This is a genomic window from Flavobacterium hercynium, assembly GCF_002217285.1.
In the GTDB taxonomy this organism is placed as follows: Bacteria; Bacteroidota; Bacteroidia; order Flavobacteriales; family Flavobacteriaceae; genus Flavobacterium; species Flavobacterium hercynium.
The window spans coordinates 159,999-176,904 of sequence record NZ_MUGW01000017.1 but is presented as its reverse complement, the minus strand read 5'-3'; the positions used below and the strand labels follow the sequence as shown (position 1 = coordinate 176,904).

Genomic DNA, 16,906 nt, shown 5'->3' with positions numbered 1-16,906 from the left:
TAAAAAAATCCTAATAGTTTTTTGCGACCTTTGCGGCTTAACTTTTCAGATATGCTAAAAATTGCTCATCGTGGTGCCAAAGGTTACGAACCGGAAAATACTTTAAAAGCTTTTCAGAAAGCATTAGATCTAAATGCTGACGGAATAGAACTTGATGTTCACCTAAGCACTGACGGTCATATTATTGTAATGCACGACGAAACAATCGACAAAATGACCAATGGAAAAGGGTTTGTAAATGCCTTCTCCCTATCTGAATTGAAATCATTTGTAATCGCAGATCAATATGAAATCCCGACCTTAAATGAGGTCTTTGATCTGGTTGATAAAAAATCCTTCATCAATATCGAACTAAAAGATGCTGAAACAGTAATTGCTGTAACGGCTTTAATTGAAAAATATATTTCGGAAAAAAACTGGAACTACAATCATTTTATTGTTTCAAGTTTTGACTGGAATGCATTACAGGAAGTTTACAATCTAAACAAAAATATACCGCTTGGTGTTTTAACAGAATCAGCAATTGATTCGGCTTTGGCTTTCGCCGAAAAGGTACAGGCAAGAGCAATTCATCCTGATTATGAACTCTTAACTCCTGAAAACACAAAACAAATGCAGGAAAAAGGATTCTTAGTTTTCCCCTGGACGGTGAATTTAAAGCAAGACATTCAAAAAATAAAAAGTTATAATGTAGATGGCATTATCTCTGATTTTCCAGATAAATTATAATAAAAAACATGATTAAAAATTTCGACATCATTATTGTAGGCGGAGGCGCTGCAGGTTTTTTTACAGCAATTAATATTGCAGAGAAAAATCCGAAACTAAAAATTGCCATTTTAGAAAGAGGAAAAGAAGTCCTTTCTAAAGTTCGCGTTTCCGGTGGCGGAAGATGCAATGTAACACATGCCTGTTTTGAACCTAATGAACTAGTCAAATTTTACCCGCGTGGCGAAAAAGAGCTTCGGGGACCTTTTCATCAGTTTTGTTCCGGAGATACTATCGAATGGTTCGAAAAACATGGTGTGGAATTAAAAATTGAAGATGACGGAAGAATGTTTCCAGTTTCGAATTCCTCACAAACTATTATTGACTGCTTTCTGGAAGCAACATCAAAATTAGGAATCAAAGTACTTACCGGACAAAGTGTGCAATCTATTTTTAAAGCCGAAAATCATTGGAAAATTGATACACAGGATGAAAACTACGCTACAGAAAAACTGGTCATGGCAACAGGAAGCAATCCTAAAATATGGGAAATGCTTCAAGCGCAGGGACATGCTTTGGTAAGCCCCGTTCCTTCTCTGTTTACTTTTAATATCAAAGATTCCCGAATAAAAGAATTACCAGGTGTTGCAGCGCAAGTTACTGTAACGGTAAAAGACACCAAATTAGAATCTACCGGACCTTTATTGATTACACATTGGGGAATGAGCGGTCCTGCAATTCTAAAGCTTTCTGCCTGGGGAGCCCGCATTCTATTTGACAAAAACTATCAATTTACCATTTTTGTAAATTGGCTGAATGATGTTGATACAGAAGATGCTGAAAAAATACTAAAAGATTTAAAACAGGAACACGCCAAAAAAGCGGTTTCAAAAAAATCTCCTTTTGATTTCCCTAATCGTTTATGGGAAAGTCTGGTTGTAGCTTCAGCAATTGAAGCAGAAACGAAATGGGCGGATTTATCTAAAATACAATTACAAAATCTGGCTTCTCAATTGACAAAAGCACAATTTCAGGTTAATGGTAAGAGTACTTTTAAGGAAGAATTTGTTACTGCAGGAGGAATTGATCTAAAAGAAATCAATTTTAAAACTATGGAAAGCAAACTACACCAAAATCTTTATTTTGCAGGCGAAATTGTCAATATCGACGCTATTACGGGAGGTTTCAATTTTCAGAATGCTTGGACAAGTGGTTTTATTGTAGCGAATAATATAAATTCAAACTAATTTGACGGTAATCAATTAACAAGACTTTACATATTCTATAGGTTTTCATTAAGACAATCTTAATAATTTTACACTCAACTTAATACAGCTAAATGAGAGTAAAATTACTTACTACAATTTCTTTATTTACCTATCAGCTCAGTGTATCGCAAACTCAAAAAGTGCTTCACGGTAAAGTAATGTCACAAAACAAAGCCCTTAAAGGCGTTGAAGTGATTAATAAAACAGCTCTGACAAGTACTACTACAAATGCTACGGGAGACTTTTCTATTTTAGTGAATGTAAAAGATAGTTTGCTTTTTTTCTCCAAAGATTATTTTTTCAAAAGATTCAAAATAACACAGGAAAATATTGACACTGATAATTTAGTAGTCGATATGATTCTGAAGGCAGAAGAATTGGATGAAGTAGTAATTACAACAATAAAATTTGAGCCTGTAAAGTATGATCACGAAGCTATCAGTCAAATTGATGTGGATAAAAGAGACCAAAATTTAACGCGTTACATCACGGGATACAAAGACGGCAGTATACCTAACGGCATGTTTGCTAAGCAATCATTTGGGGGAGGAAAAAAGAAAAAAGATGAAACAGAATCTGATTTCAAAAAATTAATCCGAAGTACATGTCCTGCTGATTTTTTCATCAAAGATTTAAAGTTGAAACCCGAAGAAAAAGAACTTTTTATTGAGTTTTGCGATGCAGATCCCAGATCAAAAAGACTTTTAGAAAACAGTAACATTTTAACGACAATGGATTTTCTATACGCAAAGCATAAAATGTTTAAAGAACTTAAATCAGATGTGACTAATTAATTCAGCATAAAAAAATCGCTGTATTCAAGAAAATATTCCTGAATACAGCGATCCCAAATTTGTAGTTATTGTTTACAAGTAGCGTCTTAAAATTTTAGATTTAGAAACACCCCAAATTACATTGTTCTTGCATTTTATATTAATGATATCTTCATCATGGGTATAATCTACAGACCAAGAAAGACCTCCATCCGTAGTTTTATAAATAATATTGCCTTGCGTAGCAAAACCATTTAATTCGTCTTTAAAAGTTATTTTTCTAAACTTATGCGTTTTATCAACTTCAGTCCAGGAATCACCACCATTACTTGTTCTTAAAACGGTAGAAAAGTTCGTCCCTTCAAATAATGCAAATCCAAAATTAGCATCTACAAACTGCATATCTGAAAAAACAGTATTTCTTTCCGTATTGCTAAAAAATAATTCTTTCCATCCATCAGCTGCACTTTTTTTGTAAAGCAGGAAAGGCAACATAGCAAACCCGTCATTTAAAGTTGTTCCTTTACTTCCTCCTACCCAGATATGATCTGTACCTACAGAAGCCGTAGGATATCCCACTCCGTAATTACTGCCAGACATCGTGTATTCATTTGTAAAGTTAGCGCCGTCTGTACTTTTATAAACCTGTCCGTTTAATGTAACAACAGTACCGGTACTCAAATCGTCATTTGAAACTATTGAACTAATAAAAGAATTGTTTGTAAATAGCTTCGTACGTTCTTCTCCTCCAACAGATAAATTGTAAATGGAACCAACACCATACAGAGACCATCCTGTATCATTTGTACTAGCGTGAAAAGGCAAGCCGTACGGGCTCGCAGTTTCTGTCCATTGCTTCCATGTTTTACCTTCGTCCAGAGAGCGATATACATAAAAATAAGATCCTGTGGTACCATCGAAAGTAATCACTTTTTCACTATGATAATACATTGCTCTGTTATCAAGTATCTGAATACTGTTTACAGATCCGTTATTATCAGAAGGACTTGCTAAAACAGTCCATGCACCTGGCACAACCGGATTTAAAACTGCAATATTACCATTATAAAGATTCTTTACTGTATTGGTAATCTTAGTATTGGTAATAGATAAATTCAGAACTGGAACTAAATATGTAGTAGCAGGCAGAATAAATTTTATTTCTGTAGCACTTGCTGATACAATTTTTGCAGGAGTCGAATCAAATGTTACTTGAATGTTTTCGATTTTGTCTGTAAAATTCTCTCCGGTTAATGTAACTTCATCACCTGGAGCACCATAATTTTTAGAGAAAGCGGTAATTTTTGCTTCAAGTACAGGCTGTGTAACAGGAGGAACAACGGTTGGCGGAACAACGACTTCTTTTACTGGTTCAGGATCTGAATCACTACTGCAACTGCTGAATACTAAAGTAAATAAGAGTGCAGCAAAAATAAATTTTGTAGATTTCATGGGGCTTATATTAATTTTTTGACAAATTAAGCCATAATTAACATCATTCCTGAAAATTAAATATTTTGTTATTAACACAATATTAACAACGTTTAACCCCTGCTTTTAGCGGTTTAACCACCAAATGCTCGCATTTAAAATAGTTGCAAAGCTTACCCAGGCAATATAAGGCACCAATAAATAACCTGCTGTTTTATTAATTTTTATAAATTTTAAGTAGGTTTCATAAATCATCAACCATAAAATCACGATTTCAATCAAAGCTAACATTGGATTTTTTAAACCAAAAAACAAATAAGACCAAATTGCATTCAGCGTCAACTGAATGATGAAAAAACCTAATGCTTTTTTTACTTCTTCATTATCTTCCTTGATTTTATCCCAAACCAAACCGGCGGCAACAGCCATAAAAATATAAAGTATCGTCCAAACGGGCATAAAAATCCAGTTAGGCGGATTAAAAACAGGTTTTGCAATAGTTGGATACCAAGTTTCAACACTTGGTCTTGTTACAATACTGGCAGAATATCCTACCACTAAACAAACGATTAGAGCAATTGCAATTTTAGTTATCTTATTCATCTTACTTTATTTTTATTCAAAAATAGTTAAAAGAAAAGTTATACCATAAAAGTTTTGTAAGTTCATTCTAATGTTGGCGTGACTTAGAATTTATTACGTTGAATTATAAGTGAGAATTTTTATTTGAATTTAAAAACTATCTTTGCCAAAATTTTATGATTCATGTTTACAGCAGCTGATTTTATTCCAAAAAAATATACTTCAATAATTGAAAAAGGAAACTTCGAATGGAGTGCTCCAAGTAATATCGCATTAGTGAAATATTGGGGGAAAAAAGAAAATCAAATTCCGGCAAATCCATCCGTAAGTTTGACTTTAAAAAATTGCAAAACAATCACGAAATTAGCTTTTGCCAAGAAAGACAATTCGACTTCACAGAATGATTTTTCGTTTGATCTGCTTTTTGAAGGAAAACCTAAAGAAGATTTTAAACCAAAGATTCAAAAATTCTTAGAACGAATTGATATTTATCTCCCGTTTTTAAAGGAATATCATTTTACAATAGATACGCAAAATACTTTTCCGCACAGTTCGGGAATTGCTTCTTCAGCCTCTGGAATGGCGGCTTTGGCAATGAATTTCATGAGTTTAGAGAAAGCCTTGAATCCTCAAATGACAGACGATTATTTCTATCAAAAAGCATCCTTTTTAGCACGATTAGGCTCAGGAAGTGCCTGTAGAAGTGTAAAAGGAAATGTTGTAGCTTGGGGAGAACAAAAAAACATTCAGGGAAGCTCTGATTTGTTTGGTGTAGAATTTCCGTATACAATTCATGATAATTTCAAAAACTATCAAGACACCATTTTATTAGTAGATAAAGGTGAAAAACAAGTTTCGAGCACAGTTGGTCATGATTTGATGCACAATCATCCTTATGCCGAAAGACGTTTTGCGCAAGCACATGAAAACTTAGATCAGCTGATTACTATTTTTGAAAATGGAAATTTAGAGGATTTCATTAAAATTGTCGAAAGTGAAGCACTGACTTTACATGCCATGATGATGACTTCAATGCCGTATTATATTTTAATGAAACCGAATACATTACAAATCATTAATGCGATCTGGAAGTTTAGAAATGAGACACAAATTCCGGTTTGTTTTACATTAGATGCCGGTGCAAATGTGCATGTACTTTATCCCGAAAACGTTAGCGATAAAATTCTTCAATTTATTCAGGACGAATTAGTTGTATTTTGCCAGAATGGTCAGTACATTTGCGACGAAATTGGAGATGGTGCAACGAAAGGATAATTTTTGTATCTTTAATTAAATTTTTGATTATGGACATTCAATTAGAGAAACTTGAATTAATAAAAAAGCTGGTAGAAACTGAAGATCCGACGATTATAAATTCTATTAGGAAAATTTTTTCGAAAAAGAAAAAAGATTGGTGGGATGATTTAACTGAGACACAAAAAGAAGAAATTAAAGAAGGGGAAAGACAGATTGAACGTGGAGAATTTGTTGAATATGAAGAAATGATGAAAAAATTTCGTTAATGAAAAGAACGATAATTTTTTCAAAAAATGCTAACAAAAGTTTATTTGAATTATTTGATTATATGGAAATTAAATGGTCCAAAAAAGTAAAAGATAAATTTATATCAAATCTCGACAAAGTAATTTATCTAATACAAATAGAGCCTGAAATTTTTCCCAAATCAGAACTAAATAAAAACTATCGCAAATGCGTCTTGTCAAAACAAACAACAATTTATTATAAATTCAATACAAAAAGAGTTGAAATAATAACATTATTCGACACAAGACAACATCCAAATAAAATTAAGAAAGACATAACATAAATATGAAAGGACCATTATTTTACTCAAAAATATTACTTTTTGGAGAATACGGAATTATTCGTGACTCTAAAGGACTTTCTATCCCTTATAATTTTTATAATGGTGCTTTGAAGAAAATTGAAGATCCTTCGACAGAAGCAATAGCATCAAATTCAAGTCTAAGACGTTACAGCACTTATCTTGAAGCTTTACAAACAGAACAACCTGAATTGGTTACTTTTGATTTGTTAAGTTTAAAAAATGATGTTGAAACTGGAATGTATTTTGATTCTAGTATTCCGCAAGGTTACGGTGTTGGAAGCAGCGGTGCTCTTGTAGCAGCTATTTATGACAAATATGCAACAGATAAAATAACAGTTTTAGAGAATTTAACTCGCGAGAAACTGTTACAATTAAAGAATATTTTTGCTCAAATGGAGAGTTTTTTTCACGGAAAAAGTTCTGGTTTAGATCCTTTAAACAGCTATTTAAGCATTCCGATTTTAATTAATTCAAAAGATAATATTGAAGCAACCGGTATCCCTACTCAAAGTTTTGACGGAAAAGGTGCTGTTTTTTTATTAGACTCTGGAATTGTAGGCGAAACGGCTCCGATGGTGAATATTTTTATGGAAAACCTAAAAGACAAAGGTTTCCGTGCTATGCTTAAAAACCAATTTGTAAAACATACTGATGCCTGCGTAGAAAACTTTTTACGTGGTGACATGAAATCATTGTTTACTAACACCAAGAAACTTTCAAAAGTTGTTTTAAACAATTTCAAACCAATGATTCCGGAACAATTTCATGGAATCTGGCAAAACGGAATTGACACTAATGACTACTATCTTAAACTTTGTGGTTCTGGAGGCGGAGGCTATATCCTAGGCTTTACAGAAGATTTAGAGCGTGCTAAAGCATCTTTGAAAGACTACAAATTAGAGGTCGTTTATCAATTTTAAGGTTCTAAAAATTTATCACAAATCTTTTCTGATCTATATTAAGTAGTACAGACTGCGTTTTTTTGCATTTTTATAAAACAGAAGCAAAAAAAAGCTGATGAAATAAACCTAATATTTTTGTAGTAAAGAAGCTAAAGTCATAACTGTAGAAGCTTTATTTGTGTCAGAAAATTAGACTAGCTACTCAATAAAAAATCATAAAATAAACTTTAAGAGTTCTGATTCTCAATTTAAAAATCTTAAATTACGCTCTCATTTAAAAACCCAAATCAAAAAATGTTAAGCAGACAGCACAAACTTTTAGTAATGAAAATTGTTAGTTTGTTCTCTGTGGTGAGAGGCTATAACATCCCGATCATTATTTTGGCACAATACTTATCTGCCATTTTTATACTTGCTCCGGATAAAAGAGCTTTGGATATTTTATTGGATTTTAAATTGTTTTTAATTGTGTTTGCTTCTGCCATAACCATTGCTTCCGGTTATATCATCAACAACTTTTATGATAGTCAGAAAGATTTAATCAACAGACCGACAAAATCTATGCTGGACAGATTGGTGAGCCAGAAAACAAAACTATCTGTATACTTTAGCCTTAATTTTTTAGCTGTTTTATTAGCATTGATAGTTTCATGGCGCGCTTTTTTATTTTTCTCCTGTTATATTTTCCTTATTTGGTTTTACTCTCACAAAATAAAAAAGTATGTTATCGTGGGGAACTTAACTTCTGCTCTACTCGCGGTTGTTCCTTTTTTTGCTATCCTGCTTTATTTTTACAATAAAATTTTATTTGAAGAACTGGAAAACCATACAAGTCATTTTGCTGTTATATCAGCACACGCTATGTTTTTGTTTCTATTATTACTCATTCGCGAAATGATTAAAGACTTAGAAAATCTAAAAGGAGATTTGGCAAACGACTATCAAACCATTCCTATACTTTACAATGAAACCATTTCTAAACGAATCATAACCGGACTAACAATTCTAACAATACTTCCGGTATATATTTTAATAAATATTTACGACGTAGGCTACATGGATATCTATTTTTACGTTTGTTTGATGGTATTAATCTTTTCATTGATTTACCTCTGGAAATCGGACTCAAAAGAACATTATTTACGTCTTCATAATGTATTGAAGTTTCTTATTGTTTCCGGAGTCTTTTGCATTGTATTGATTAATCCGAGTGTACTATGGCACGGAAAGAATTTACTTTTAAAAGCTTAGCTGTCATTCTCAAATAGTTAACTGAAATAGATGTAAAAAACAGTTGAAATTCAGTTTCTAAAATCAAAAAAATCATAGCTATTAATCTAAGAACAATCAACTTAAGATTATTTAGCAAGAATAAACTATCTTTGCACAAATTACAGAATTTATGAACAATAAGGAAGGCAATAATAAAAGAGGCGGTTCACGACCAAATAGCTCTAGACCAAACTCTAACAAGCCAAAACCTGCCATGCAAAAGCGTGCTCAAGGGCCTAAAAAAGTGAAGCCAGCTGTTAAAGCCGCTGAAGAAGAAAAGGCGCAAATAATTAAAAAACAGAATCAGGCTCCAAAAAGACAAAAAGCTGCAGACGAAATTCGTCTGAACAAATACATCTCCAATTCAGGGGTGTGCTCGCGTCGTGATGCCGATATATACATTCAGTCTGGAAACGTAAAAGTAAATGGCGTTCCGGTAACTGAAATGGGATATTTAGTAAAATTGAATGATGTTATTAACTTTGACGGTGTTGTTTTGACTCCTGAAAAGAAAGAATACATTTTATTAAATAAGCCTAAAAACTTTACAACAGCTCTTGACGAAGGTCAGGAATACCGTAACGTTCTTGAACTTGTTCGTGGCTCTACTACATCTAAAATTGCTCCAATTGGAAGAATGGACAAGAACACTACAGGTTTGTTATTATTCACAAATGATACAGATATGATTCGTAAATTTACTTTACCGAGTCAAAAATCATCAAAAATCTATCAGGTTTCTTTAGATAAAAATCTAAAATTTGAGGATTTAGAAAAAATAAGCAAAGGTTTAGTTCTTGACGGACACCGTGTTTTTGTAGAAGAAGTAAGCTACATCGACAATGAACCGAAAAGTGAAGTTGGCCTTAAATTACGTTCGTCTAATGTAAAAGTAGTTCGTGCTATTTTCGAAAGCTTTGACTATGATGTTTTACGTATTGACCGTGTTTCTTTTGCTGGTTTAACCAAAAAGAATTTACCAAGAGGTAACTGGCGTTTTCTTACAGAACAAGAAATCATTAATTTGAAAAACGTATAAAACGCTACAAATTAACTGCTATAAATCCTGTTTTACTTTTGTAAAATGGGATTTTTTTTATTCAGCTGTTTTTCTTTTGAAAAAGGTTAAAAAAAATTGTGTCCAAAAAGCGTGAAGATCGATCTTCCTAAATTAGCCTGGTTTTTATCTTCAACCACTTCATGACAATTAAACCCAAGGATGATTTTGATTCCGGGAGGAATGCTGTTCAGAATGTCTCTTTTTTGTTCTTCTAACAACAACTTCAAACTATCTAATAATTGACTGTTGTTTTTAAGATAAGAGATCACTAATAATGCAGAAAAGTTAAGGATTTCTCTGGCTGTTTCACTTTTAATTCCAACTTCATTAGAAATCATTTCTGAAATTCTTCCTTTTTTGTTGCTGAAAATTTCTTTTAGAATATCGTTTCCTTCTATACGATAACAATCATCTACTGATAAAATTCTGCCTGCAGTAAAATCGACTTCCTGATAAAATGTAGAATCAGTCTGAACGAAAGAAATTATGTTAGTATAAAACTCCGACTCCTCTGCCCTATTGTACAAACCCATTAAAACGGTTCCTATCGAAACATCAATTCCCTTTATTAAAAGAGCATCATTTTCAAAATAAAATTTGTTTAACTTAGAGACAACATTAGAAGAAATAAAACGTCTCAATTCGATTTGTAGGTTTGGAGTCATAACATAAAATATTTAGAATTATTTAAATCAATTCAAAATAACCGATGAAGTGGGCTTTTTCAACGTTTATCCGGATAAAAATATAAAATATATCAACACTTCCAAAAAAGATATTATAAACAAAATGTTATATTTAACACTTGTTTAACCGTAAAATTCAAAAATATCAATAAACACAGTACTTCATATACTAAAAAATAAAGTTAAAAAAAAATAAAAAATTTTAATAAAAAATGAAAAAATAAGAAAATGCTTAAAGGATAATTTAACATTTAGAATAGCATACTTTTGTTCTGCCAGACAATAGTAACGAATATCCCAAGAAAAATAATACAAAACATGAAATTTATGAAGCTTGAAGCCAAAAATCCGAGTAACGAACCTGTGGCCGCTTTTATTGCACGACTATGATTTTTTGAATCATAAATTAATTCTCCTATTAAAGCTCCAACAAAAGGACCGATAATAACACCAAACGGAATTGGAGCAAAAATTCCAACTATCAAACCAATATTAGTTCCCCAAACGCCATACGAACTGCCTCCAAATTTTTTAGTTCCTTTAGACGGAATTATATAATCCAACACGGTTATAACAATCGTAATTACAAGAGTGATTCCCAAAACCCAATAATTGTTTTCTACCGCTTTCGTTAAATACAGCAACAATAAGCCAACCCAACAAGCCGACAGACCAGGTAAAACAGGTAGAAAACTCCCGAATATCCCCACAATAACACAAATAAAGCCCAGTATCAACAATAATAAATCCATACAACCGTTTTCTTCAATTAAAACATTACAAACCTGTTAATCAAAACCATAAGCCTCAATATTCAAAGAATTAGCAGCTCATGTATTTTACAATTTGATTCAGGATAAGGTATATAAAAGTACTAAGAAAAAGTATTAGTTTCTAACTTTAAAAAACCGTGAAGAATATCGCTAATAGAAACAATCTCAAATAAAATAATTGTACTTTTATACTTTATTTAATCACTCATTCAAAACCATACTCTTGAAGCATTTTTTTCTTTTTTCAGTTTTCCTATTTTTAAATTCTTGTCAATATTTTGAGAAGCAAATTCCTTCTGAAAAAGAGTTACTCCAAAAAGAATTAAAAGCGATTAACTGGAAAGAAGTTGATGAATTTCCATCTGTTGAAAATTGCGAAAAAATTAGCGATAAAAAACAGCGTCAGCAATGTTTTTTCGAAGTGATGACAAAAGTTATCGAAGATAAATTAAGTGTTGATACGCTTTCGATGTTATATCCTAAATTGGATACAATTAACCTTAAAGTAACTGTTTTTCCAAATGCCGTACTGTTATTTGAACCTTTATTTCCTGAAGATTCTGTAGGTTATGATAAAACTAAAGTAGACAGCATTTTACATGCTCGTTTAGTTGATTTTCCAAAAGTAAATCCGGCTATCAAACGCGGAATTCCGGTTAGAACTCAATTTCTCTTACCAATCATTGTTAAAGAGAGAAGCAAAAAATAATATTGAATTTCCTGACTTCGTTTTGCTTATTTAACAAAACGCCTGTTTTTCCATTCATACGAACCAAATAAGCTGTACAAAGCAACCGAAGTACTAAAAAAAGGATACCACAAGCTACTCAAGACCAAGCTTTTTATTCTGTTATTAGTCAAAAAATCATTTGTATAATTTAAAAGTACAAAGTCAAAAAAGAATTTCAGTAAAGCGAACACGACAAAATTTTGCAGTTCTATTATCCCGAATACAGAAAGCAAAAATCCTATTACAAAATTAAGATTGCCCAAAAAAACAGTTACGCCAAGATATTTGCCGTAAAGACTTTGGTAAGAACCTGTCTTGGCTGCCCATCGCACGCGCTGATGAAATAATGATCTCCAATCTTTTGTTGGTTTTGTCGCTACAACTGCTTCTTTAGCTTTTAAGTAATGTACTTGATCGGGAACTAAATCAACTGCTTTTTGCAATAAGAAAACGTCATCTCCGCTGGCAATTTTATCATTTCCTTCAAATCCGTTTAGCTGATCGAATAATTCTTTGGTATAAGCCAAATTAGCGCCATTGCACATAAAGGCTTTACCTAATCCAAAACTACCAATTGTAGCTCCCTGTAAACTCGTTAGATCCAATTGTTGAAAAGAATCCAGAAAAGAAGAATTACCATTATAAGTAACAGCTCCTGCCAACATAGCAACCTTATTTTGCTGAATATATTGATCAAAAGTTTTAAGCCAGTTTTTGGGCACCATACAATCGGCATCGGTAGTAATAACCCAATCCGTTTTTACGTGTTGCATTGCGGTTGTAATCGCGTCTTTTTTAGGCGAATTAGAAATACGAACAGAATCAATAACCGAAACCTTAAACTTGAAACCCGAAAAAGAAATTTTCTCTGTAGAACTATCATCTACAAGAATTACTTCAAATAAAGCATTGGGATAATGAAGTGCCGAAAAACTAAGTAAAAGATTCGGCAGATTATCAGCTTCATTCCGAAATGGAACGATAATCGTAAAATTAGTTTGAGGCGTTAAATCTGTTGTATAAAAGTTCTTTATTCTAAAAAAGCCATAAATAAGCAATGCAATATTAATTAGATAAAAGGCTAATATGACATAGAGAACCAAACTCATTCTACTTGTTTTGTTTTGAAATTCAGCACATAATAAGCACCAATTACTACAGGCAACACCACATTAAGAAACCACATTAGTGTACTTATAAAAACAACAATCCATTCGTTTACGCCCAACATTCCGAAGAAATAAATAGCTACACTTCCCTTAACTGCGAAGTCTAAAAACTGAAAAGTGGGTAATGATGAGGCTAAAAAGTATACCACAGCAATTGTTGTGATAAGCGTAACATAAGGTAAATCGACATCAAAAGCCAAAAACAAAAAATAATATTGGTGTGAAAAAACGGTGTAGCGTAAAATCCCTAAGAGTATATTTTTGCGATGTGTTGCTTTCGGAATTTCATTAATTTTAAACAATAATTTTTCGATCGAATACCCTTTGATTGTTATCTTCTTCAAAGAAAATAAAACACCCAAAAACGCTACTAAACCTCCAATTAATATCAGAACCGTTCTGGTAGAAATTACATGAAATGCCGCATTAAAATACAACAAACCAATAATTCCAAAAACTACCGTTAAGATCATTTGAATTCCGTTGCAGATCAAATTCAAAAAAACGACTTGTTTAGCCTCTGATTTAGGATAATAAAGTGCTTTTCCGGCATACTCTCCTACTCCATTTGGTGTAAAAATACCAGCCGTTAAAGCGGCTAAAACCTGTTTTGTAGCTTCTCCTAAAGAAATCTCACGAAGTAAACTGGCTAGATTCTGCCATTTTAAAATCTCAAAATAACGATTCAAAACACTCAGCAATAAAATAAATCCAATTCCTAAAACCGATTGATTTTTACGAAATAAAACAATAAACTTCTGCCAATTAAGCTGATCGTTATTAGCCAGCTGATTGTAAATAAAATAAAATGCGCCACCTACAATCAAAAGTTTGACCAGAAGAACAAGGAATTGTTTAGCTTTGTGAGGAATTGAAATCATGCTGCAAAAGTAATCAATTTGAATACGTGACAATTTGAAAATTACAATTCGTTTTTTCAAAAAAAAGCAACTTGAAACTTCGCTTAAGGACTATACTCCAACACACGAAGTAAACCTGAAACAAAAATAAACTTGACAAAAGAACGCATCATATTAGGTATTGACCCTGGAACCACGATTATGGGTTTCGGATTGATTAAAGTCGTTAACAAAAAAATGGAATTTCTGCAGCTTAACGAGTTACAGCTTTCAAAATACGATAATCATTATCAAAAACTAAAACTCATTTTTGAACGCACAATAGAATTAATCGAAACGCATCATCCGGACGAAATCGCAATCGAAGCTCCTTTCTTTGGTAAAAACGTTCAGTCGATGCTAAAATTAGGACGCGCACAAGGTGTTGCAATGGCAGCCGGACTTTCGAGAGATATTCCGATTACAGAATATGAGCCTAAAAAGATCAAAATGGCGATTACTGGAAATGGAAACGCCAGTAAAGAACAAGTAGCAAAAATGCTACAACAGCTTTTAGGCTTAAAAGAATTACCTAAAAATCTCGATTCAACAGATGGTTTGGCAGCAGCAGTTTGTCATTTCTTTAATTCCGGAAAAATCGTTGCCGGGAAAAGTTATAGTGGCTGGGATGCATTTGTAAAACAGAACGAGGAAAGAATTAAAAAATAAATACTTATCTTATTAAAAAAATTAATATACTATACATCAATGGAAAAAGTAAATCTAATTATCTACTTAATACTTTCAGCATTTTTTACTTCTTGTACTTCTGATTCAGATAACAATGAAAATAATAAAGAAAATGAAACTGTAGAATATAAAATCAATTTTAATGATACTCCATTAGAATTTGCAAGTTTAAAAGCTGTACGAGATGGTGATTATTTTTCAATTGGCGATATTAATGATTTTCCACAGCCAACATCTACAAGTAATATAGCAAATGGGCTATCCTTTTATTTTCATAAAGACGGCACTTTATTAACAGCAACAATTTATGACAATACACTTAAGGATTTCTTATATTCTCCCTTTTACTTTTCAAAAAACCTCTTTAAATTCAATATTGAAAATATTGATGAAGTAAATAAAAAGATAAAAGTAAACTTTAATGGAAATCTATACGAACATTATAATCATCAAATCTATGAATATAACAAGAAATTAAATGGTTCAATATCTCTTTTTTACTCTGATAAAAACCCTTTAAATTCTAGGAAAACTTATGGAACTACAATGAAGATAAATGGACAAAACTGGAGAGGATTAGGTTACATATGGACATCTTTTGAAAGCGAAAAAAGTCATATCTTAAATATTAATGGAGACAATGAATATAGCATAAATATTGTTTTTCCTAAGGGAACTCGCAAAATTGGGAAATATACTTTTAATAAAAACTCAGACATCTCTAAAGATTTTACCGTCAATTTTTTAAGATATTATCCCAATAGTATTGGGCCGGAAAGTTATTATATTGGGCCAAATGAATTTATTTCAACAGGCACACTCGAAATTACTGAAGTAAATAATCAATATATAGTTGGTACTTTTTCACTAACAGCCACAGATCCTATTACTAATGAAAAAATAGTCATAACAGATGGTGTATTTAAAGAACGTCATGATTTAGACTAAAAAAAATGAGCGGCATCTACATTCACATTCCTTTCTGCAAGCAGGCTTGTCATTATTGTGACTTTCATTTTTCGACTTCTATGAAAAAGAAAGATGAGATGGTTTTGGCTTTAGCCAAAGAAATTGCTACGCGTAAAAATGAGTTTGAAGTTGCTGGTACAAATAAAATAGGCAACAAAATTGAAACCATTTATTTTGGCGGAGGAACACCTTCTGTTCTAACGAATGACGAAATAAACTTCTTAATTGCTGAAGTTTACAAGAATTACGATGTAATTGAAAATCCGGAAATCACGCTCGAAGCCAATCCGGATGATTTATCTGCGGAACGAATCTTGGAGTTATCTAAAAGTCCAATAAACCGATTAAGCATTGGAATTCAATCTTTTTATGAAGAAGATTTGAAGATGATGAATCGCGCACATAATTCGGCGGAAGCCAAAAACTGTCTTACAGAAGCGACCAAATATTTCGATAATATTTCGCTCGATTTAATTTACGGAATCCCGGGATTGACTGACGAAATGTGGAAGAAAAATATTGAAACAGCTTTGTCATTTGGCATTCCACATATCTCAAGTTATGCTTTGACGATAGAACCTAAAACGGCGCTGAAAAAACTAATTGATACCGGTAAAATTGCTGAACCACAAGACGAAGTAGCTTCAAATCACTTTATGATTTTGGTTGAAACACTTCAACAAAACGGTTTTATTCATTACGAATTATCCAATTTTGGGAAAGAAGGTTATTTCTCTAAAAACAATTCTGCGTATTGGTTAGGCAAAAAATACATCGGAATTGGACCTTCGGCACACAGCTATGATGGTGAAAAAAGAGGATGGAATATAGCCAATAATTCCCTTTACTTAAAATCTATTCAGGAAGATATTCTACCTATAGAAACTGAAACACTGACACTCTCAGACCGTTATAACGAATACATTATGACAGGATTACGAACCATTTGGGGCGTTTCATTAGAAAGAATTGAAACTGAGTTTGGTTCGGATTACCTAGCGTATTTAAACAAACAAAGTCAAAAATTCTTAAACGATGATTTACTTTCTATCGAAAACAATATTCTAAAACCAACTCCAAAAGGAAAATTTTTAACAGATGGAATTGCAAGTGATCTCTTTTACTTAAATTTGGAAGAGTAAAAT

At 32.4% G+C, this 16,906-nt stretch carries 19 protein-coding genes; 13 read left to right on the top strand and 6 right to left on the bottom strand.

The genetic code is table 11. From position 1 onward, the window contains the following. Positions 1 to 51: 51 nt before the first annotated feature. The 3 genes from B0A66_RS08685 (at position 52) to B0A66_RS08675 (ending at position 2,770) form a co-directional block, all read left to right on the top strand. Positions 52 to 729: a glycerophosphodiester phosphodiesterase gene (locus tag B0A66_RS08685; protein ID WP_089049461.1), complete on the top strand. Its 678-nt coding sequence runs from the start codon at positions 52 to 54 to the stop codon at positions 727 to 729. A gap of 8 nt (positions 730 to 737) precedes the next feature. Then, complete coding sequence (locus B0A66_RS08680; protein ID WP_089049460.1) at positions 738 to 1,955, top strand: BaiN/RdsA family NAD(P)/FAD-dependent oxidoreductase; 1,218 nt, start codon at positions 738 to 740, stop codon at positions 1,953 to 1,955. Positions 1,956 to 2,047: 92 nt separating this feature from the next. Then, positions 2,048 to 2,770, top strand: coding sequence for a hypothetical protein (locus tag B0A66_RS08675; RefSeq protein ID WP_089049459.1), 723 nt, complete (start codon positions 2,048 to 2,050; stop codon positions 2,768 to 2,770). 72 nt (positions 2,771 to 2,842) lie between these two features. Here B0A66_RS08675 and B0A66_RS08670 read toward each other — a convergent pair whose 3' ends face one another. Beyond that, positions 2,843 to 4,201 (bottom strand): IPT/TIG domain-containing protein, encoded by a 1,359-nt coding sequence (locus B0A66_RS08670; protein WP_089049458.1) that lies wholly within the window; start codon positions 4,199 to 4,201, stop codon positions 2,843 to 2,845. A gap of 105 nt (positions 4,202 to 4,306) precedes the next feature. Next, entirely contained in the window at positions 4,307 to 4,783 is a 477-nt protein-coding gene (locus B0A66_RS08665; protein ID WP_089049457.1) for a TspO/MBR family protein, read from the bottom strand. A gap of 162 nt (positions 4,784 to 4,945) precedes the next feature. Between B0A66_RS08665 and B0A66_RS08660 the strand changes: the two genes are divergently transcribed. The 6 genes from B0A66_RS08660 to B0A66_RS08635 all read left to right on the top strand — a co-directional run bounded on the left by B0A66_RS08660 (position 4,946) and on the right by B0A66_RS08635 (position 9,824). Continuing rightward, a complete protein-coding gene (locus B0A66_RS08660) occupies positions 4,946 to 6,037 on the top strand; it encodes a diphosphomevalonate/mevalonate 3,5-bisphosphate decarboxylase family protein (RefSeq protein ID WP_089049456.1) in 1,092 nt (363 codons plus the stop codon). A gap of 29 nt (positions 6,038 to 6,066) precedes the next feature. Further along, the gene (locus B0A66_RS08655) at positions 6,067 to 6,285 is read left to right on the top strand and encodes a hypothetical protein (RefSeq protein ID WP_089049455.1); all 219 of its coding nucleotides are present in this window, start codon (positions 6,067 to 6,069) and stop codon (positions 6,283 to 6,285) included. After that, complete coding sequence (locus tag B0A66_RS08650; protein ID WP_089049454.1) at positions 6,285 to 6,590, top strand: type II toxin-antitoxin system RelE/ParE family toxin; 306 nt, start codon at positions 6,285 to 6,287, stop codon at positions 6,588 to 6,590. The genes B0A66_RS08655 and B0A66_RS08650 overlap by 1 nt, the downstream gene beginning before the upstream one ends. Before the next feature lie 2 nt (positions 6,591 to 6,592). After that, complete coding sequence (locus tag B0A66_RS08645) at positions 6,593 to 7,531, top strand: mevalonate kinase family protein (protein WP_089049453.1); 939 nt, start codon at positions 6,593 to 6,595, stop codon at positions 7,529 to 7,531. A gap of 276 nt (positions 7,532 to 7,807) precedes the next feature. Continuing rightward, entirely contained in the window at positions 7,808 to 8,764 is a 957-nt protein-coding gene (locus B0A66_RS08640) for a geranylgeranylglycerol-phosphate geranylgeranyltransferase (RefSeq protein ID WP_089049452.1), read from the top strand. Positions 8,765 to 8,915: 151 nt separating this feature from the next. After that, a complete protein-coding gene (locus B0A66_RS08635) occupies positions 8,916 to 9,824 on the top strand; it encodes a pseudouridine synthase (protein ID WP_089049451.1) in 909 nt (302 codons plus the stop codon). Between the two features lie 86 nt (positions 9,825 to 9,910). Here the strand turns inward: B0A66_RS08635 and B0A66_RS08630 are convergent, their stop codons facing one another. After that, complete coding sequence (locus tag B0A66_RS08630) at positions 9,911 to 10,510, bottom strand: DUF937 domain-containing protein (RefSeq protein ID WP_089049450.1); 600 nt, start codon at positions 10,508 to 10,510, stop codon at positions 9,911 to 9,913. A gap of 272 nt (positions 10,511 to 10,782) precedes the next feature. Further along, positions 10,783 to 11,283, bottom strand: a complete 501-nt coding sequence (locus B0A66_RS08625) for a DUF456 domain-containing protein (protein WP_089049449.1) — start codon at positions 11,281 to 11,283, stop codon at positions 10,783 to 10,785. Between the two features lie 244 nt (positions 11,284 to 11,527). Between B0A66_RS08625 and B0A66_RS08620 the strand changes: the two genes are divergently transcribed. Further along, on the top strand, positions 11,528 to 12,013 hold the full coding sequence (locus B0A66_RS08620; protein ID WP_089049448.1) for a hypothetical protein: 486 nt from the start codon (positions 11,528 to 11,530) through the stop codon (positions 12,011 to 12,013). 26 nt (positions 12,014 to 12,039) lie between these two features. Here B0A66_RS08620 and B0A66_RS08615 read toward each other — a convergent pair whose 3' ends face one another. Beyond that, positions 12,040 to 13,143 carry a glycosyltransferase family 2 protein gene (locus tag B0A66_RS08615; protein ID WP_089049447.1) on the bottom strand — a complete coding sequence of 368 codons (1,104 nt, stop codon included), beginning with the start codon at positions 13,141 to 13,143 and terminating at the stop codon, positions 12,040 to 12,042. After that, positions 13,140 to 14,084: a lysylphosphatidylglycerol synthase transmembrane domain-containing protein gene (locus B0A66_RS08610; protein ID WP_089049446.1), complete on the bottom strand. Its 945-nt coding sequence runs from the start codon at positions 14,082 to 14,084 to the stop codon at positions 13,140 to 13,142. Before B0A66_RS08610 ends, B0A66_RS08615 begins: the two co-directional genes overlap by 4 nt. Positions 14,085 to 14,216: 132 nt before the next feature. On the opposite strand from B0A66_RS08610, the gene ruvC reads away from it, so the two are divergent. Genes ruvC through hemW form a run of 3 tightly spaced genes read left to right on the top strand, consistent with a single transcriptional unit; the run spans position 14,217 to position 16,903 of the window. After that, positions 14,217 to 14,771 carry a crossover junction endodeoxyribonuclease RuvC gene (ruvC, locus tag B0A66_RS08605; RefSeq protein WP_089049445.1) on the top strand — a complete coding sequence of 185 codons (555 nt, stop codon included), beginning with the start codon at positions 14,217 to 14,219 and terminating at the stop codon, positions 14,769 to 14,771. Between the two features lie 39 nt (positions 14,772 to 14,810). Continuing rightward, positions 14,811 to 15,740: a DUF6252 family protein gene (locus tag B0A66_RS08600; protein WP_089049444.1), complete on the top strand. Its 930-nt coding sequence runs from the start codon at positions 14,811 to 14,813 to the stop codon at positions 15,738 to 15,740. A 5-nt stretch (positions 15,741 to 15,745) separates the two neighbouring features. Continuing rightward, on the top strand, positions 15,746 to 16,903 hold the full coding sequence (gene hemW, locus B0A66_RS08595; RefSeq protein WP_089049443.1) for a radical SAM family heme chaperone HemW: 1,158 nt from the start codon (positions 15,746 to 15,748) through the stop codon (positions 16,901 to 16,903). The last annotated feature ends 3 nt before the right edge of the window (positions 16,904 to 16,906 follow it).

Coding starts and splice junctions, on each gene's coding strand:
- B0A66_RS08600 (WP_089049444.1), top strand. CDS start 14,811: ATGGAAAAAGTAAATCTAATTATCTACTTAATACTTTCAGCATTTTTT.
- B0A66_RS08665 (WP_089049457.1), bottom strand. CDS start 4,783: ATGAATAAGATAACTAAAATTGCAATTGCTCTAATCGTTTGTTTAGTG.
- B0A66_RS08640 (WP_089049452.1), top strand. CDS start 7,808: ATGTTAAGCAGACAGCACAAACTTTTAGTAATGAAAATTGTTAGTTTG.
- B0A66_RS08660 (WP_089049456.1), top strand. CDS start 4,946: ATGTTTACAGCAGCTGATTTTATTCCAAAAAAATATACTTCAATAATT.
- B0A66_RS08615 (WP_089049447.1), bottom strand. CDS start 13,143: ATGAGTTTGGTTCTCTATGTCATATTAGCCTTTTATCTAATTAATATT.
- B0A66_RS08630 (WP_089049450.1), bottom strand. CDS start 10,510: ATGACTCCAAACCTACAAATCGAATTGAGACGTTTTATTTCTTCTAAT.
- hemW (WP_089049443.1), top strand. CDS start 15,746: ATGAGCGGCATCTACATTCACATTCCTTTCTGCAAGCAGGCTTGTCAT.
- B0A66_RS08685 (WP_089049461.1), top strand. CDS start 52: ATGCTAAAAATTGCTCATCGTGGTGCCAAAGGTTACGAACCGGAAAAT.
- B0A66_RS08645 (WP_089049453.1), top strand. CDS start 6,593: ATGAAAGGACCATTATTTTACTCAAAAATATTACTTTTTGGAGAATAC.
- B0A66_RS08655 (WP_089049455.1), top strand. CDS start 6,067: ATGGACATTCAATTAGAGAAACTTGAATTAATAAAAAAGCTGGTAGAA.
- B0A66_RS08670 (WP_089049458.1), bottom strand. CDS start 4,201: ATGAAATCTACAAAATTTATTTTTGCTGCACTCTTATTTACTTTAGTA.
- B0A66_RS08680 (WP_089049460.1), top strand. CDS start 738: ATGATTAAAAATTTCGACATCATTATTGTAGGCGGAGGCGCTGCAGGT.
- B0A66_RS08625 (WP_089049449.1), bottom strand. CDS start 11,283: ATGGATTTATTATTGTTGATACTGGGCTTTATTTGTGTTATTGTGGGG.
- B0A66_RS08635 (WP_089049451.1), top strand. CDS start 8,916: ATGAACAATAAGGAAGGCAATAATAAAAGAGGCGGTTCACGACCAAAT.
- B0A66_RS08675 (WP_089049459.1), top strand. CDS start 2,048: ATGAGAGTAAAATTACTTACTACAATTTCTTTATTTACCTATCAGCTC.
- B0A66_RS08650 (WP_089049454.1), top strand. CDS start 6,285: ATGAAAAGAACGATAATTTTTTCAAAAAATGCTAACAAAAGTTTATTT.
- B0A66_RS08610 (WP_089049446.1), bottom strand. CDS start 14,084: ATGATTTCAATTCCTCACAAAGCTAAACAATTCCTTGTTCTTCTGGTC.